Genomic DNA, 15,897 nt, shown 5'->3' on the forward strand with positions numbered 1-15,897 from the left:
GCCTTCGACGGACGGCGCATCGGATGAACACGGCGCGGCGGAACGGGATACCCGTTCCGCCGCGTCTTCGAGACGGGACCGGACAGTGATTCTGATCATCAGCAAGCGAGATGACGGGGCGGTCGAAAGGGTTGTGACCGCGCTCCGTCGGCGCGGCGCTCGGCTGGTGGGGCCGGACGGCGGCACGGACACCACCACGGATGGTCCCGGAACGCCGGTGCTGTGGTGGGACACCGGCGACTTCCCGGGCCGCAGCCGGATCACCGCGTCGTTCGCCGGCGGGGAGCGGCGGCTGCTGCTGGACACCGGTACGGAGACGATCGACCTGTCCCGGATCACCGCGGTCTGGCGCAGCCGGCCAAGCGCCCCCTCCGCCGCCGACACCGTGACCGAGCCGAGCCACCGCGCACACGTCGACCAGCAGGCGGAGTTCATGCTGGACGGGGTGTGGAGCCTGCTACCCGCGCGCTGGCTGCCCGGACGGCGCGCGGACGAGCGCCGCGCGCACAACAAGATCTTCCACATGGCGCGGGCGATCGAGCTGGGCTTCTCCGTACCCGACACGATGTACACCAACGACCCCGCGGGGCTGGCGGGCGCGTACGAGGCGGCGGAGGGGCGGCTGGTCGCCAAGCAGATCACCGCCGAGCCGTTCCAGGTCGACGGCGCCGAGCACCGCGCGTACACGACGGTGGTCACCCGCCGCCACCTGACCTCCCGGCACCGGATCCAGCACGAGCCGGTCATCCTGCAGCCCTACGTCCCCAAGGCGGTCGAGCTGCGGGTGATCGTCGTGGGAGAGCGGGTATTCGCCGCGGAGATCGACGTGTCGGCCTCCCGCGCGGCCAGGGACGACTGGCGGCACTACGACAACGACCGGGTCAGGTACGGCGTGCACGAGCTGCCTGCCGAGGTGGCGTCGCGCTGCGCCCGGCTGGTCGCCGACGTCGGCCTGACCTACGCGGCCCTGGACTTCATCGTCACCCCCGGCGGCGAGTACGTCTTCCTTGAGTTGAACTCCAACGGCGCGTGGGGGTTCGTCGAGCTGTGGACCGGGCTGCCCGTCAGCGACGCGATCGCGGGCTGGCTCATTGACGGAGGAACACCGTGACCGATTTCGCGAAGGCCCTGCAATCCGGGGCCTCCCTGCTACGTACGCTGCCCCGCCGCAGCGTAGGCGTCGCCGACGCCCACCGCGCGGTCGGCGAGTGGGCGGCGCGGCATCCGGAGATCCGGGCACAGCTCGTCGTCGACCGGCGCCCCGGGACCCCGGTGGTCGACTACGACCTGCTCCTCGACCATCCCGACGGCGGCACGGTCGCGCTGACCGCCCCGCCCGAGGACGGGGTGCCCTGGCTGATCGACCACTCGACGCACTGGGCTGCCGGGTACCTGGTCAGCGTCAACGACGTGGACGTGACGGTCCCCCAGGCGCTGACCATGCTGCGCTCGCTCTCCCGGCGGGACGCGTCGCCGTACCAGGAGATCGTCGACCAGTGCCTGCTCGTCGAGGCCGTCGACGAGACCGAACCGCTCACCTCCGCCGACCTCCAGGCCACGGCCGACGAGTTCCGCAGGGGCCGGGGACTGCACGACCGCGAGTCGACCCTGGCCTGGATGACCGATGCCGGTATGTCGGGTGAGCAGTTCGAGGCGTACATCACCGGGATCGCCCGCCGCCGCCGGTTCCGCCGGGACAAGGAGGCGGAACTGGCTCCGGGCCACCTGGCCGCGAACCCCGGCGACTTCGCCCGGGTCAGGGCCGTGTGGGTCACCGGCAAGGAGAAGGTGACCGCCGGCACCGCGGCCGACCTCCTCGCCGGACTGACCTCGCTCGGGGAGACGGCGCTGACCTCGCCCGGAGAGACGGCGCTGACCTCGCCCGGGGAAGCCGCGACGCCATCGATCGGGGAGACCGCGGTGACCTCGATCAGGGAAAGCGCGACGCCATCGATCGGGGAGACCGCGGTGACCTCGATCAGGGAAAGCGCGACGCCATCGATCGGGGAGACCGCGGTGACCTCGATCAGGGAAAGCGCGACGCCATCGATCGGGGAGACCGCGGTGACCTCGATCAGGGAAAGCGCGACGCCATCGATCGGGGAGACCGCGGTGACCTTCGCGACCCGCTGGGAGGCGGATCTGCCGGAGGCCCTGCGCGACACGGCGCCCGGCCAGGTCATCGGCCCGGTCGAGCTACCCGGCGGCGACTTCCTGACCGGTGCCGTCCTGCTCAGGAGCCCGGCCTCCGACGATCCGGAGACACTGGCCGCCGCCGGACGCGCCGCGTTCACCGGCTGGCTGGCGGAGCGCCGCGCCGCGGCCACTGTCGAGTGGCACTGGTCGTGATCGACCCGGACAGCACCCAGGCCGTCCCGGCTCCCGGCCGGCACAGGGTCAGACACTGGGAGGACACCGAGGGGTACCGTACGAGGTCCCCCTACTCGCCCCCCGCCCCCCAGCCTCAACCTCCGACGGCCGCTCCCGGCCCCCCTGCCGGAAACGGCCCCGGAAACGGCCCCGGAAACGGCAAGGGTCGGTTCGCCTACCGGGAGGAGGCGTTGCGCCGGCATGTCGAGTCCCGCGCCGCCGCCCGGATGCCGCTGGTGATCAGCGGTCCGTCGTTCCTGCTGTTGTGGATCGTGGTGGCCGCCGTCCTGGCGGCAGGTGCCGTACTGGTCACGCTCGCGCTGGGAGCGGGCGGATGAGGAACCGCGTACCGGTCCTGCTGCAGAACACCGCCACCGAGTGCGGCGCGGCGTGCCTGGCCATGGTGCTCTGCCACCACGGCCAACGCACCACCCTGCACCAGGTGTCCGAACGGCTCCAGGTCGGCAGGGACGGGCTGAGCGCCAAGGCCATCGTGGAGGGTGCCCGCGAGCACGGCCTGAAGGCGCGGGCCTTCTCCCTCGCGCCCGAGGACCTGGCGCGCGTGCCGCTCCCCGCGGTCGCACACTGGGAGTTCAAGCACTTCGTGGTGGTCGAGCGCTGGGCACCCGACCGGGTGGACATCGTCGATCCCGGGCAGGGCCGCCGTCGGCTGACCACGGAGGAGTTCAGCGCCGGGTTCACCGGCGTGCTGCTGGTCTTCGAACCCGACGAGGGGTTTCACCGCGGCACGTCCTCGATGGCGAGCGCCTGGCGGCGCGAGTTCATCCGTACCCTGTTCCGGCGCCGGCGCGGCCTGCTCGCGCAGGTCATCATGGCCTCGCTGCTGCTGCAGCTGCTGGGGCTGGCCCTCCCCTTCCTCTCCCAGCTGATGATCGACAAGGTCATCCCGTCGCGGGGCACGGACCTGCTGCCCCTGCTGGGCGGAGCCGTGCTGCTGGCCGGCGTGGCCCAGTTCGTGATCGGCTACCTGCGGGCGGCGCTGCTGGTGGCGGTACGGGTCCGTGCCGACCAGGAACTCACCGAGGGGGTGATCGGCCACCTGGTGGCGCTGCCGTACCGGTACTTCGCACAGCGCGGCAAGGGCGACCTGCTGACCCGGGCCTCCAGCGTATCCACGCTGCGCGACATCCTCACCGGCCAGATCGTGGCGGCGCTGCTCGACGGCCCGCTCGCCATCGGCTACCTCGTGCTCGTGTACGTCTGGGATCCCGTCTTCGGACTGGCACTGACCGGGGTGGTCGTGTCCCAGGGGCTCCTGGTACTGGCCACCACCCGCCGAATCAACCTGCTCACCCAGCAGGAGCTGGCCGCCTTCTCCGCGTCGCAGAGCAGCCTCATCCAGGCGATCACCGGCATCGAGACGCTGAAGGCGTCCGGGGCCGAGAATCGGGCGGTGGAGCAGTGGTCGGCCCACTTCACCCAGCAGCTCAACGCCGACGTACGCAGCGGCCTCACCCAGGGCCTGCTGGAGGCCGCGCTGTCCGCGATCCGGGTGATCGCCCCACTCGGCCTGCTGTGGCTCGGCACGTGGCGGGTCCTCGACGGGCAGCTGACCGTGGGTGCGCTGATCGCGCTCAACGCCATCGCGCTCGGCGCCCTGACACCCCTGGGCTCGCTGATGACCGGCCTGCAGAGCCTGCAGCAGGCGGGCGCGCACTTCGACCGCCTGTCCGACATCCTGGCCTCCGAACCCGAGCCCAGCGAGGGCATCGAGGTACTGCGGCTGCGCGGCGCGGTGGAGTTGCGCGGCGTGGGCTTCCGGCACGACCCTCGCGGCCCGTGGGTGGTGCGGGACGTCTCGGTCTCCATCCGGCCGGGGCAGAAGGTCGCCCTGGTGGGCGCCTCGGGGGCGGGCAAGAGCACGCTGGCCAGGCTGCTGCTGACACTGCACACTCCGGTGGAGGGCGAGATCCTGTACGACGGCGTTCCGGCCTCCGAACTCAACCTGCGCACCCTGCGCCGCCAGTTCGGCGTGGTCAGCCAGGATCCCTCCCTGTTCAACGGCTCGATCCGGGAGAACATCGCGCTGAACTTCCCCGACGCGTCCCTGGAGCGGGTGGTCGCCGCGGCCGAGGTGGCGGCGCTGCACGAGGAGATCGCGGCCATGCCGATGGGGTACGAGACGATGCTGACCGACGGCGGCGGTCTCTCCGGTGGCCAGCGCCAGCGGCTCTCCCTGGCCCGCGCCATCCTGCCGCGGCCGAAGATCCTGCTGCTCGACGAGGCCACCAGCAGCCTGGACAGCGCCACCGAGGCGACCATCGAGTCCAACCTGTTCTGGCTCACCCAGACCCGGATCGTGATCGCCCACCGGCTGAGCACGATCCGGGACGCCGACCTGATCCTGGTGGTCGACTCCGGACGCGTCGTGGAACGCGGCACCCACGACGAGTTGATGGCCGCGGGCGGCAAATACGCGGAACTCGTCGCCGTCCAGGCCGCGCCGGGCTGACCTCGCCTGCTTCACGCGATACGAGACCGGCGTAAATTGATCAAAATCTCGAGGTGGCGTAGTCAAGGGGAGCGGCCCGTGGTTGCCATCCGGGCGCCCGGTGGCCCATCATGGCGGGCATGACCTATGGGAAGGGCGGCCACCGCCCCAGCCGGTGAACCCCGGCACGTGGAAGCTGGGTGACGATCCCCTCGACGATCGCCCCACCTTCCTCGCTCACGCACTCGCGATGTCCCTGCGCCACGGGCCCGGCCCGTGGCCCGAGGACGCCTACCAGCTCCCAGATGACCCGCCCCGCCGTGACCATGAGCCGTTCATCACCAGCGTCGTCATGGACGGCATCCAGAGCCACCACTTTGGTATCGAGCCCGACAACAACGCCGTCATCGAAATCGCCGGCCTGATCAGCAGGCTCGTCACCGGCGACCCCGCCCGTGAAGATCTTCTGCGGCTACATGATCGGCTCGGCACCGTATCAGCACTCGGCATCGCCGACGACCTCGTCGACCAGATCCGGCGACGGCGGCTCCCCCGTGATCGAATCGGCGAAGTCGGACGGCATCTGACCGAGCACGGTACCCGGCGCGGCGCTGTCAAGATCGGCATTGTGCTGCTCGGCGCCTGTGGGGACGAGCGGGACAGGGAGCTGCTGCTCCTGCTCGGCACGCTGGAGGAGCTCACCCTGTACGCGGTGGTGGCCCTGCAGCACACTCAGCCCGACCGCCAACGTGCCGCCTACGAACTGGCCCGCCGAGTGCGGGACTGGGGCCGCATCCACGCGGTGGAACGGCTCAAGGGATGCGACGATCCACAGATCAAGGCCTGGTTGCTAAGGGATGGTTTCCGCAACGGGATCATGAACGAATACCTGGCCCACCTCGCGGCCACGACCGGCGACCTGTACTCGGCCCTGCTGGAGCCGGACATCGACGACACCCTGCTCGACGGCGCCGCGGACATCCTGGCCGCCCTGGCGCTGGGTGGTCCGGCCGAAGACATGGGCGACTACGCCGACGCCGTACCGGCCATGCATCGCTTCGCCGACCTCCTCGCCGACCGGCAGGCCACGCTCGACAGGTTGCACGCCGTGCTGAGAATCCTGGCCTTCCTGCGCGAGCCCGACGACGATTCGCCCTGGCCGCCCGACATGATCGCGCAGCTCCGCCGCCGCTACGAGGAACTCACCACCCAACCTCGGTGGAACGATCTCGTGCTGGGGTGCCTGGCCGATCCACACCATGTCGATTTCAGCCATGCGATGTGGACTGCCGACGAACTTCATCTACAGGTGGTCGAGCAGATCATCGCCCGTCTGAAGATTGATCCGCTGGATGAGTTCGCCTGGCACCACGCCATCCGGCTCGCCACCGCCGAGGAAGCCGAGCAGCTCAGCCACCTGGCCGAACGACTTCTTCCCCTGGCCGATCTGGCCAATGGGCCAGAGGACAGCCACGACATCGGCGAGGAGTACGGGCCGGATCGAGCGCTGGAGTCCATCGTGGGCGGGCTGGAAACCTTCCCCGGCATCGGGCTGGCACTGATCGACGTGGCACTGCGCAACCGGGTCACTCGGATCCGGCGCGCCGCCCTGGCCGCGTTGGCCACCTGGCCGGCCTCGGCCGTACCGGACGAGGCAAGGCACTGGATGCGGCAGGCGGCATCGGTCGAACCGCACGAGGAGACCAGAACCGAGATGATCGATTTCCTTCGACGCTGACGCTGGTCAGCAGGTCAGCTGACCAGCGGGGTGTTATCACCACACGCGCCGGACGTTGAGAGTCCGCCACTCCTGACCGGGGACCAGGCCGACGCGCTCGCCATGGGCATCGGCCACGGTCGCGTCCACGGACGTGGTGTACGAGCATCCGAATCCGGTAAGCCGGTCACGGTGGAAAAGCACGGCGTCGTCCGTGGGGAAAAACGCGGCGAGGGTGGTGGAGTGGTGTGGGGCCGCTCACCGGTAACGCATCGTGCGGGGTGGAAGATCAAAAGCGCGCCGAGGACCGTGGAGTGGCCCCAGACCGCTCATCGGTACGGGTCCGCCGCGGTGCGGAGGGATTCGGGGCCGCTCCTCGCCGCTGCTCGCCGCCGCCTCGCGCGGGGCTCTCGCCGTGCGGGGTACGAAGGTCCGCGGGGCGTCCGGTCACGGGTCGCCCCCGGCCGGGTGCGGGGACGAACCGGGCCTTCCACCACGAAAAGCGGCCCACCCCGAGGGGCGGGAGCGGCGCCTTCCTTGATCTGGGTGAATCCGCACGCCCCCAGCGTGCCAACTCACCCAGATCATGGAAAATCCCCGATCGTCACCACCACGGCCCCGCCTCCATGCCCGCCATGACCCGCTTTGCCCCCTCCCGGAGCTCCGTCAGCCCGCCCCTTGTCACCCACACCCGGCCAACGCCCGCCACCACCCCGCACGATGCGTTACCGGTGAGCGGTCCCGAGCGACTCCGCCGCCCTCGCCGCGCTTTTGATCTTCAACCCCGCACGATGCGTTACCGGTGAGCGGTCCTGAACCACTTCACCGCCCTCGCTGCGCTTTTCCCCACGTACTACGCCGCGCTTTTCAACGGCGATCAGCCAGGCGCGACGCAGGTACCGATCTCAAACACTCGTACACCACCTGCGCGGACGCGACCCGATAGCACCGCCGAGTTGCCTGCGCCCCCTTGCGGAAGCGAGTGGGCGATATGGCCTTGCGCCAGCTTTGGGGGTAGCCGCCACATCGATAAAACGTCACGGGTGCGTATCAGGTCGTTGCGGCTCCGTGCCTTTGGGTGATCTTATTGATACGGACAGCAAGCAGAAAGTCCAGCTCCGTTACGACATCGCCCGCCGTGTGGGTGGTCATGGCGATCCGTAGGTGGTCCCATCGGATATCGATGTCTGGCCGATGTTCCAGCTCGATGGCAACCTGTGCGATTTCGGCGACGGCGCGCATCGCGCTGTCGTAGTCGATCGAGTAGTTCTTGCTGATCTCGTTGGTGTCGCCGGACCAGCCGCTTGATGCCAGGCGCCGCGTAACCTCTTCGGCGGGCAGGGGGTCACGAAGACCCATGTCCACCACCTCCCTATCTCGCAAGGTTCCTACTGCGTGACATTTGCCAGCATCTCAGTCATCTCGCGTCCTTTAGCGGTTTTCACCCACGCACCCATGCGGGCTGGCATAGCGATCAGTTCCGCACGTTGGCGCACTGAGCCGGTCTGACGCAGAAGCTCGATCGCTTTGCTGGCCACTTCCGTTGCCCGTTCAGGGTCGGGAATCGCCGCGAGGGCGGCACCTTGCCGAGCCAGGAAAACCCCGATGTCACGGCGGGCCGTGGCGGGCATGGACGGAAGGATCTGATCCCAGAGGGTGACGGCGTCAGCGTTGAGTCCGAGTCGCCCGTAGCAGGTGGCTCGTTGGATCTCCACGTAGTTGGGCGTTCGGCAGGCGTTACCCCACATATGGTCATCGTCGATGTCGTCGATGAGTGTCGCGGCCTCATCCAGTAGTGCGTCGCAGCGAGTACGGTCTGCTGCCAGTGCGTACCCGTGGGCCCTTTGTTGTAGGGCGAGTACCTGTGTTTTCGGCATGAGCCCAGCCCGGTTCGACAGGGCTGCGGCGGTGAGGTCGATCACCGCGGATGCGTCACCGAGGTCTACGGCCAGCATCGCCTTGTTCGTGAGGGCATGGCTGATGAGCTGGGCGTCCTGGGCGCGATGTGCCATCTCAAGGTTGGCGTTGAGCCATAAGGCCGCCTGGTCGGTCACACCGGCGTCCTGGCACAGCCAGCCGGCGAAGGCGGCGAAGCCCGCACCGAGACGAAGCAACTCGCGTTGTACTTCGCCCTTCGCTTGGCCTGCGAGTTCGGCGATGGACTGATACTGAACCACGACGGTACCTATCAGATGGCGAGGCCCCAGGAACGCGTCGGCGGCGTAGTGGCTTAGTAGCTGAAGGCAGAAGTAGTCCACCAGCTCCGGTGCCACGTAGCGGTTAGGAGAAGCCGGGAATGCCCTGGCGAACGTGGGGATGGCGCCCGTCACCACTTGGCGCTCCTCCCGGAACAGTTCGGCTTCGGGGATGCCGAACGCTCGTGCGTACAGCACGCGGTACGGGTCGCCGGGCCGGTTGTGCCCGGCCTCGTACGCCTTGATCCGACGGATCATGGTCTCCCGAGTGGGCAGGTGGTTGCGGGTTTCCTCGTCAGCCGCCTCGACGAGTCGGCGGGCCATCTCGCGCTGGGGCCACAGCCGGTTGCGTCGCTCCTCGCGGAGTCGTACGGCCCACGCAGGGAGATCAGCGGCCATCACGTACACCTCTTCGCCGTAACTCGGGGGGAGGTTCTGTCGCCCCCAGCGTCCTCCAAACGCATCTGTGCCGAAGGGATTACGCAGCGTTGTGATGGAAGGAGATGTAACAGCAACGGGGCCCGCAGGCGCTGATACGCCGTACGGGCCCCTTGACCAGGAAGCGAGTCCTGATCCATGGCCAAGGTTAGAGCCATCCGGATCCGTTGGAACGCGGATTCCCCGCCGCTGCCGCTGGGCTGCCGCTGGTGCGGGCATGCCCCCTATGCCCATGAGGCGCGCAGCCTGCCGCATCGTCGTGACCATCTGTGGGAGCAGCCCACGTCCCAGCAGGTGTGCGCTCGGATGGCCGCGCGGCGGCTTCTGGGCCTGGGCGGTCGGCTACCGGTCACGGCGCCGTCGCGCCCGCTGAAGGTTCACCCGCCCGCCGCTCCCTCCCAGGTTCGCCCCGGACGTCACGCGCGGCCGGTGGCGGTCATCGATGCCTATGGCGGGGGCCGCTCGCCGGACACCACCTCCCCGCCCTGGCGGCGCGAGCCGTACCGGCGAGGGGTTGCGGCATGAACGCGGCCCCGAAGCGTGGCGACGCTTCCGTGAGCAGGCGCGGCGGTCTCCCTTCCCCGGTGCACGCCGCCGCGCCGCCGACCGCCGCCCGGCTCCGCGCCGAAGAACTGGTCGTCGAGTTGGATCGCGCCCATGGCATCTCGGCCGACATCCATGAGCTCCGTTCCGGCAACGCCATCGTGTCCGTCTATCGCGGGCTCCTGGCCTACAGCGACGGTGAGAACTTCTGGTGGACCAGCCCTGAGCTTGACGGATCGGGTGAGCATCTACTCAGCGCCGCCTCAGGCCCGGCCACGGCCGCCGAACGGCTCGCCGAGCACTACGAGATCCTGCGCGCCCGCCCCCTCACCACGCTGCTGGGCTGCGAGCTGCCGCTGCTGGCCGACGTGATCCTGGCAGAGCATGTCGACCCGTGCTGACGCCGACGCGGCGCTGGCCGCCGAGCAGGTACAGGCGTACGCGTACGGGTGGCTGGTCTGGTGGAGCCTGAGATACCGGCGATTCGAAGCCTGGGACTGCCGGGACGCGGCGTGTTTCCGCACCGTCCACGCGGACAGCGCCGCCGAGCTGTGGGACCGCATGCAACAGGTGGAACTCGACCTTTGGCGAACCTCGTCCCCAGGTGCCACGTGGACGACCTGGTGCGGGTCGCGGCCCGGATCGCCGAACGGCTCGGTGAGCACTATGCCGAGCCGCTGAACCCATCATGAGCAACGCGGCGGCACGGAGGGACGACTCCCGTGCCGTCGCGCCCAACTTCTCGCGAGCGGTGGTACGCAACCACGGGCCGCTCGCGGAGCTTGGACGCGATCGGATCACCCGGGCGCGAGCGCGGCTCCCGCCAGGGCGGCGGGGTTTTCACGCGGACTCCCGGAAACCCTTCGCACGGGCTCCCCGTAAAACCTTCAGCGTGAGTTCCCCGGAAACCTTACGCGCGGGCCACTCGCAGACCCTTCGCTTGAGCTCCCGGGAAACCCTACGCGCGGGTTGCCCGGAGACGCCGATTACTCGGAGACGCCGAGGCGCTCCAGGATGAGCTCCCTGGCCCGGCCCGCGTCGGCCTTGCCCCGGCTGGCCTTCATGACACCGCCGACCAGGGCGCCGACGGCGGCGACCTTGCCGTTGCGGACCTTGTCCGCCGCGTCGGCGTTACCGGCCAGGACCTGGTCGATGATCTCCATCAGCTCGCCCTCGTCGTTGACGATCTGCAGGCCGCGGGCGGCCACCACCTCGTCGGGGGAGCCCTCGCCGTTCAGCACGCCCTCCAGCACCTGGCGGGCCAGCTTGTCGTTCAGCGCTCCCCCGGCGACCATCGCGCACACCCTGGCGATCTGGTCCGGGGTGATCCGCAGCGCGCTCAGCGGGAGCCCCGCCTCGTTGGCGCGGCGGGCCAGCTCGCCCATCCACCACTTGCGGGCGTCCACCGGCGGGGCCCCGGCGGCGACCGTCGCCTCGACCAGGCCGATGGCGTCGGCGTTGTGCATGGACGTCATGTCCAGGTCGGACACGCCCCACTCCTGCTGGAGCCGCTTGCGCCGCACGCCCGGCAGCTCCGGCAGGGCCGCCTTGAGCGTGGCGACCCACGCGGGGTCGGGGGCGATCGGCACCAGGTCGGGCTCGGGGAAGTAGCGGTAGTCCTGCGCCTCCTCCTTGGACCGTCCCGAGGTGGTGGTGCCGGTGTTCTCGTGGAAGTGGCGGGTCTCCTGGATGATCCGGCCGCCGCCGGCCAGGATCGCGGCCTGGCGCTCGATCTCACCCCGTACGGAGCGCTCGACGCTGCGCAGCGAGTTGACGTTCTTGGTCTCGGTGCGGGTGCCCCACTCCGAGGAGCCACGCGGCATGAGCGAGACGTTGACGTCAAAACGCATGGAGCCCTCCTCCATGCGTACGTCCGAGACGCCGAGACCGCGCACCAGCTCGCGCAGCTCGGTACCGTAGGCGCGGGCGATCTCGGGAGCGAGCCTGTCGGTCCCCGGAATCGGCTTGGTGACGATCTCCACCAGCGGGATGCCCGCCCGGTTGTAGTCGACGATCGAGTAGTCGGCCCCGTGGATGCGACCGGTCGCGCCGCCCACATGGGTGGACTTGCCGGTGTCCTCCTCCAGGTGAACGCGCTCGATCTCGATCCGCACCGTCCTGCCGTCGACCTCGACGTCGAGGTAGCCGTCGAAACAGAGCGGCTCGTCGTACTGGCTGATCTGGTAGTTCTTCGGCATGTCCGGATAGAAATAGTTCTTCCGGGCGAAGCGGCACCATTCAGCGATGGAGCAGTTGAGCGCCAGGCCGATGCGGATCGTCGACTCGATCGCGGCGGCGTTGGCCGTCGGCAGCGAACCCGGCAGCGCCAGGCAGACCGGGCAGACGTGCGTGTTCGGCGGGGCGCCGAACGTGGTCGGGCAGCCGCAGAACATCTTCGACGCCGTACCCAGCTCGACGTGCGTCTCCAGGCCCAGCACCGGCTCGAAGCGCTCCAGCGCCTCGTCGTACGGCATCAACGTCTCAGCGCTCACTGTCGTTCACCACTCCTCGCTCGCTACGCGGAGCGCTCGTTCCTCGCGCGCCACTCCGCTCACTGCGTCGGGCTCTCTCAGCGCTCACTGTCGTTCACCACTCTCATTGTCCTCGTCATAGGTAACCAAGTCCCTTCAACGCGTTCCTCGTCTCGGCCACCCAGTTCGCGTAGGCGGGCACCTGGGCCAGGACGGCGAGATCGATGTTGCGTCCTATGTATTCGAAGTAGTCGCGGACCGGCTTGCCGCGCCGGGGAACGGTCGCGGCCAGCACCCCCGCCGGGTCGGCGATCCTCTCCACGTCGCGGGGCCGTGCGGGCAGCCCGCTGAGGTCGCTGCCGACCAGCCCCGCCCACACCGCGCGGTCGGCGAGCAGCCAGGCCTCGGTGTCACCAAGACCGATCACCGGCACCAGGTAGTGCGAGTGGTAGCGGACGCCGTCGCTACGGCGGCGCTCCCGCCCGTCGTCGTGCGTGAAGAGCAGGTGGCAGTCGGCCGCGAGCTCCTCCAGCGCGGTGACCATGTGTTCCCGGTCGTGAGAGACGATCTCCGTCTCCTCGATGTCCACCGCGTACGGTGACATCCAGGTGAGCTCGCGCAGCTGCCTGGCGATCACGATGCCGAGGAAGCCCTCGTCGGTCTCCCCCTCCGCGATGAGTCCCGGAACCAGCGGGCGGCTCATGCGGCCGCTCCCAGGTACTTGCGGACCTGCCGGGGTGAGATGAACGTGCCCGGCTCACCGTCCGGCTGGATCGGCTTGGCCACGGTCACCCGCGACACCCGGTCGTTGTCGGGGTCGACGCGGACCGCGGTGTCGAGGAACGTCAGCGCGTCCGGCTCGGTCCGGTAGACCTCCGCGACGACGATCGGGGACTGGCTGGTGAGGATCACCTGCCGCGGCGGCTCGGCACCCCCCGGCCCGGAGGTCTTCTGGCGCACCCGCCGCAGCAGCTCGCCGAGGCGCCCCGGGTGGACGCCGTTCTCGATCTCCTCCACCAGCAGCGTGCCCGGGTGGTCGGGGTCGTGCAGGGCGGTCAGCAGTCCGAGGACCCGCAGGGTGCCGTCGGACAGCAGCGTGGCCGGTACCGCTCCCTGGCCGTCGACGAGCAGGTCGAAGGAGCATTCCCTCCGGTCGGTGCGCGGCACCAGCCCGGTGACGTCGGGAAGCACCCCCGCGAGGTCGACCACGAGGTCGGCCAGCGCCTCCGTACCGGCCATCCGCCCGAGCACCGCGGCCAGGTTCGCACCGTCGGCCGCGAGCGGCCCCCGGTTGGCCGCGGGGCAGCGGCGGCGCATCGCCGCCGGGGACGGCGAGTAGCGGCGCCACGAGGAGACCGTACGGCGGGGCGTGTTCTCGGGGTCGGGGTCCTCGACCAGGAGATCCAGCAGCTCGTGCGGGATCCGCTGGGCCACGTGGCTGACGACGGCCCCGCTGGTCCTGGGGATCTTCAGCACCATCTCCGCGCCCACGTCGAACCTGACCGGCACCACGGAGCCGGGCTCCGGGGTGACCAGCGCCTCCACCGAGACGACGAACCCGCCCACGGCGGAGCCGTGGGCGACCCGGTGGAACTGCTCACCAGGCAGCCCGCGGGTCGCGCCCAGCAACCCGCCGGGGCCCTCGATCTCGGCCGCCACGAACCCCACGGCGTCGAAGAGGTTCGACTTGCCGCTCGCGTTGGGGCCCACCAGCGCGAGGAAGGGCGGCACATCGAGATCGAAGCTCAAGAAGGACTTGAACCCGTCGATCTCGATCCGAGTGATCATGCCGCCGTTCTCCCTGTCACCTGTCGCCCCCTCGCCCCGAAATCCAGAAAACCCTTATAGCTCCGGGGCTCTGGACAGCAGGCTGCCGCCCCACCGTGCCTGGAGGGCCTTCTCGACCGCGGCGCCGACCCGGTAGCAGCGGTCGTCGCCGAGCACCGGGGCCATGATCTGCAGACCGACCGGCAGGCCGTCCTCGTCCGCCAGGCCGCACGGGACCGAGATGGCCGCGTTGCCCGCCAGGTTGGCCGGGATGGTGCACAGGTCCGCCAGGTACATCGCCATGGGGTCGTCGGCGCGCTCGCCGATCGGGAACGCCGTGGTGGGCGTCGTCGGCGAGATGAGCACGTCCACCTGCTGGAAGGCCGCCTCGAAGTCGCGCGCGATGAGCGTGCGGACCTTCTGCGCCTGGCCGTAGTAGGCGTCGTAGTAACCGCTGGACAGCGCGTACGTGCCCAGGATGATGCGGCGCTTGACCTCGGGGCCGAAGCCCTGTGCCCTGGTCAGGGCCATGACCTCCTCGGCGCTGCGCGTGCCGTCGTCGCCGACGCGCAGGCCGTACCTCATGGCGTCGAAGCGGGCCAGGTTGGAGGAGCACTCCGAGGGGGCGATGAGGTAGTACGCCGGGAGGGCGGTGGTGAACGAGGGGCAGGAAACCTCGAAGACCTTCGCGCCCAGCGATTCCAGCAGCTCCACGGTCTCGTGGAAACGCGCGAGCACGCCCGCCTGGTAGCCGTCGCCGCCGAACTCCTTGACCACGCCGATGCGCAGCCCCGCCACGTCGCCGTTGCGCGCCGCCTCCACGACCGAGGGCACCGGGGCGTCGACGGAGGTCGAGTCCATCGCGTCGTGGCCGGAGAACGCCTCGTGCAGCAGCGCCGCGTCCAGCACGTTGCGGGCGAAGGGGCCCGGCGTGTCGAGCGAGCTGGCGAAAGCGATCAGGCCGTAGCGGGACGAGCCGCCGTAGGTCGGCTTCATGCCCACGATGCCGGTGACCGCGGCGGGCTGGCGGATCGAGCCGCCGGTGTCGGTGCCGGTGGACAGCGGGGCCTCGTAGGCGGCGACCGCGGCGGACGAGCCGCCGGAGGAGCCGCCGGGGATGCGGGACAGGTCCCACGGGTTGTGGGTGGGACCGTAGGCGGAGTTCTCGGTGGAGGAGCCCATCGCGAACTCGTCCAGGTTGGTCTTGCCGAGGATCACCAGCCCGGCCTCGCGCAGGCGGCGGGTCACGGTCGCGTCGTACGGCGGGTTCCAGCCCTGGAGGATCTTCGACCCGGCCGTGGTCGGCATGTCGGCGGTGCTGAAGACGTCCTTGTGCGCGATCGGCACGCCGGCCAGCGGGCCGAGCTCCTCGCCGGCCGCCCGGCGGGCGTCGACGGCTCGCGCCTGCTCCAGGGTCGTCTCGGCGTTGATGTGCAGGAAGGCGTTGATCTTCGGCTCGACGGCGGCCATCCGGTCGAGGTGGGCCTGAGCGACCTCGACGGCGGAGACCTCACCGCTCGCGATCAGCGCGCCCAGGTCTGCGGCGGACTTGCGGATGAGGCTCATGCTTCCTCCCCGAGGATGCGCGGCACGCGGAAGCGGCCGTCCTCTACTGCCGGGGCGCCTGACAGCGCCTGTTCCGGCGTCAGTCCTGGCCGCACCTCGTCGGGGCGGTAGACGTTGGTGAGCGGCAGCGCGTGCGAGGACGGCGGGATGTCGTCGGCCGCCACCTCGGCGACGCGGGCGACCGCACCGATGATCACATCGAGCTGGGCGGCGAAGTGGTCGAGCTCCTCGTCGGCCAGCGCCAGCCGGGACAGCCGGGCGAGGTGAGCGACCTCGTCGCGGGTTATGGCGGACATGAGTCGTTGAACCCGTTTCGTGGAATGGCAATTGGACACTGTCATCCTATGGCTCGTGGCCTGAGGGTCCTGACTCATTAAC

At 69.8% G+C, this 15,897-nt stretch carries 15 protein-coding genes; 8 read left to right on the top strand and 7 right to left on the bottom strand.

The features are described 5' to 3' along the window. Window positions 1–85 precede the first annotated feature (85 nt). From OG884_RS09155 to OG884_RS09175, 5 genes are all read left to right on the top strand, one after another. Complete coding sequence (locus OG884_RS09155) at window positions 86–1,111, top strand: MvdC/MvdD family ATP grasp protein (protein WP_326644060.1); 1,026 nt, start codon at window positions 86–88, stop codon at window positions 1,109–1,111. After that, window positions 1,108–2,349 (top strand): TIGR04500 family putative peptide maturation system protein, encoded by a 1,242-nt coding sequence (locus OG884_RS09160; protein ID WP_326644062.1) that lies wholly within the window; start codon window positions 1,108–1,110, stop codon window positions 2,347–2,349. The genes OG884_RS09155 and OG884_RS09160 overlap by 4 nt, the downstream gene beginning before the upstream one ends. Then, window positions 2,334–2,708 (top strand): hypothetical protein, encoded by a 375-nt coding sequence (locus tag OG884_RS09165; RefSeq protein WP_326644064.1) that lies wholly within the window; start codon window positions 2,334–2,336, stop codon window positions 2,706–2,708. The genes OG884_RS09160 and OG884_RS09165 overlap by 16 nt, the downstream gene beginning before the upstream one ends. Then, window positions 2,705–4,843, top strand: coding sequence for a peptidase domain-containing ABC transporter (locus tag OG884_RS09170; protein WP_326644066.1), 2,139 nt, complete (start codon window positions 2,705–2,707; stop codon window positions 4,841–4,843). The genes OG884_RS09165 and OG884_RS09170 overlap by 4 nt, the downstream gene beginning before the upstream one ends. A gap of 154 nt (window positions 4,844–4,997) precedes the next feature. Continuing rightward, window positions 4,998–6,560, top strand: a complete 1,563-nt coding sequence (locus tag OG884_RS09175; protein ID WP_326644068.1) for a hypothetical protein — start codon at window positions 4,998–5,000, stop codon at window positions 6,558–6,560. Window positions 6,561–7,589: 1,029 nt separating this feature from the next. On the opposite strand, the gene OG884_RS09180 is transcribed toward OG884_RS09175, so the two are convergent. Both OG884_RS09180 and OG884_RS09185 read right to left on the bottom strand, forming a co-directional pair. Further along, on the bottom strand, window positions 7,590–7,898 hold the full coding sequence (locus tag OG884_RS09180) for a 4a-hydroxytetrahydrobiopterin dehydratase (protein ID WP_326644069.1): 309 nt from the start codon (window positions 7,896–7,898) through the stop codon (window positions 7,590–7,592). A gap of 29 nt (window positions 7,899–7,927) precedes the next feature. Further along, window positions 7,928–9,133, bottom strand: coding sequence for a hypothetical protein (locus tag OG884_RS09185; RefSeq protein WP_326644071.1), 1,206 nt, complete (start codon window positions 9,131–9,133; stop codon window positions 7,928–7,930). A 177-nt stretch (window positions 9,134–9,310) separates the two neighbouring features. Here OG884_RS09185 and OG884_RS09190 point away from each other — a divergent pair, with 177 nt between their 5' ends. The 3 genes from OG884_RS09190 to OG884_RS09200 are packed head-to-tail and all read left to right on the top strand — an operon-like array spanning window position 9,311 to window position 10,396. Beyond that, a complete protein-coding gene (locus tag OG884_RS09190) occupies window positions 9,311–9,697 on the top strand; it encodes a hypothetical protein (RefSeq protein WP_326644073.1) in 387 nt (128 codons plus the stop codon). Next, window positions 9,694–10,116 carry a hypothetical protein gene (locus OG884_RS09195; RefSeq protein WP_326644075.1) on the top strand — a complete coding sequence of 141 codons (423 nt, stop codon included), beginning with the start codon at window positions 9,694–9,696 and terminating at the stop codon, window positions 10,114–10,116. Before OG884_RS09190 ends, OG884_RS09195 begins: the two co-directional genes overlap by 4 nt. Continuing rightward, a complete protein-coding gene (locus OG884_RS09200; RefSeq protein WP_326644077.1) occupies window positions 10,100–10,396 on the top strand; it encodes a hypothetical protein in 297 nt (98 codons plus the stop codon). The genes OG884_RS09195 and OG884_RS09200 overlap by 17 nt, the downstream gene beginning before the upstream one ends. A 305-nt stretch (window positions 10,397–10,701) precedes the next feature. Here the strand turns inward: OG884_RS09200 and gatB are convergent, their stop codons facing one another. The 5 genes from gatB to gatC form a co-directional block, all read right to left on the bottom strand. Beyond that, a complete protein-coding gene (gene gatB / locus OG884_RS09205; protein ID WP_326644079.1) occupies window positions 10,702–12,207 on the bottom strand; it encodes an Asp-tRNA(Asn)/Glu-tRNA(Gln) amidotransferase subunit GatB in 1,506 nt (501 codons plus the stop codon). Between the two features lie 115 nt (window positions 12,208–12,322). Further along, window positions 12,323–12,889, bottom strand: a complete 567-nt coding sequence (locus OG884_RS09210) for a hypothetical protein (RefSeq protein WP_326644081.1) — start codon at window positions 12,887–12,889, stop codon at window positions 12,323–12,325. Next, window positions 12,886–13,974 carry an AAA family ATPase gene (locus tag OG884_RS09215; RefSeq protein ID WP_326644082.1) on the bottom strand — a complete coding sequence of 363 codons (1,089 nt, stop codon included), beginning with the start codon at window positions 13,972–13,974 and terminating at the stop codon, window positions 12,886–12,888. Before OG884_RS09215 ends, OG884_RS09210 begins: the two co-directional genes overlap by 4 nt. 54 nt (window positions 13,975–14,028) lie before the next feature. Beyond that, window positions 14,029–15,519 carry an Asp-tRNA(Asn)/Glu-tRNA(Gln) amidotransferase subunit GatA gene (gene gatA, locus OG884_RS09220; RefSeq protein ID WP_326644084.1) on the bottom strand — a complete coding sequence of 497 codons (1,491 nt, stop codon included), beginning with the start codon at window positions 15,517–15,519 and terminating at the stop codon, window positions 14,029–14,031. Beyond that, on the bottom strand, window positions 15,516–15,815 hold the full coding sequence (gene gatC, locus OG884_RS09225) for an Asp-tRNA(Asn)/Glu-tRNA(Gln) amidotransferase subunit GatC (RefSeq protein WP_326644086.1): 300 nt from the start codon (window positions 15,813–15,815) through the stop codon (window positions 15,516–15,518). Before gatC ends, gatA begins: the two co-directional genes overlap by 4 nt. Window positions 15,816–15,897 lie beyond the last annotated feature (82 nt).

This window comes from Streptosporangium sp. NBC_01755, from assembly GCF_035917995.1.
Lineage (GTDB): Bacteria > Actinomycetota > Actinomycetes > Streptosporangiales > Streptosporangiaceae > Streptosporangium.

Excerpts from the sequence above, each read along its gene's own strand:
- OG884_RS09170 (WP_326644066.1), top strand. The coding sequence starts at position 2,705 with ATGAGGAACCGCGTACCGGTCCTGCTGCAGAACACCGCCACCGAGTGC.
- OG884_RS09180 (WP_326644069.1), bottom strand. The coding sequence starts at position 7,898 with ATGGGTCTTCGTGACCCCCTGCCCGCCGAAGAGGTTACGCGGCGCCTG.
- OG884_RS09185 (WP_326644071.1), bottom strand. The coding sequence starts at position 9,133 with ATGGCCGCTGATCTCCCTGCGTGGGCCGTACGACTCCGCGAGGAGCGA.
- OG884_RS09190 (WP_326644073.1), top strand. The coding sequence starts at position 9,311 with ATGGCCAAGGTTAGAGCCATCCGGATCCGTTGGAACGCGGATTCCCCG.
- OG884_RS09195 (WP_326644075.1), top strand. The coding sequence starts at position 9,694 with ATGAACGCGGCCCCGAAGCGTGGCGACGCTTCCGTGAGCAGGCGCGGC.
- OG884_RS09200 (WP_326644077.1), top strand. The coding sequence starts at position 10,100 with ATGTCGACCCGTGCTGACGCCGACGCGGCGCTGGCCGCCGAGCAGGTA.
- OG884_RS09210 (WP_326644081.1), bottom strand. The coding sequence starts at position 12,889 with ATGAGCCGCCCGCTGGTTCCGGGACTCATCGCGGAGGGGGAGACCGAC.
- OG884_RS09215 (WP_326644082.1), bottom strand. The coding sequence starts at position 13,974 with ATGATCACTCGGATCGAGATCGACGGGTTCAAGTCCTTCTTGAGCTTC.
- gatA (WP_326644084.1), bottom strand. The coding sequence starts at position 15,519 with ATGAGCCTCATCCGCAAGTCCGCCGCAGACCTGGGCGCGCTGATCGCG.
- gatC (WP_326644086.1), bottom strand. The coding sequence starts at position 15,815 with ATGTCCGCCATAACCCGCGACGAGGTCGCTCACCTCGCCCGGCTGTCC.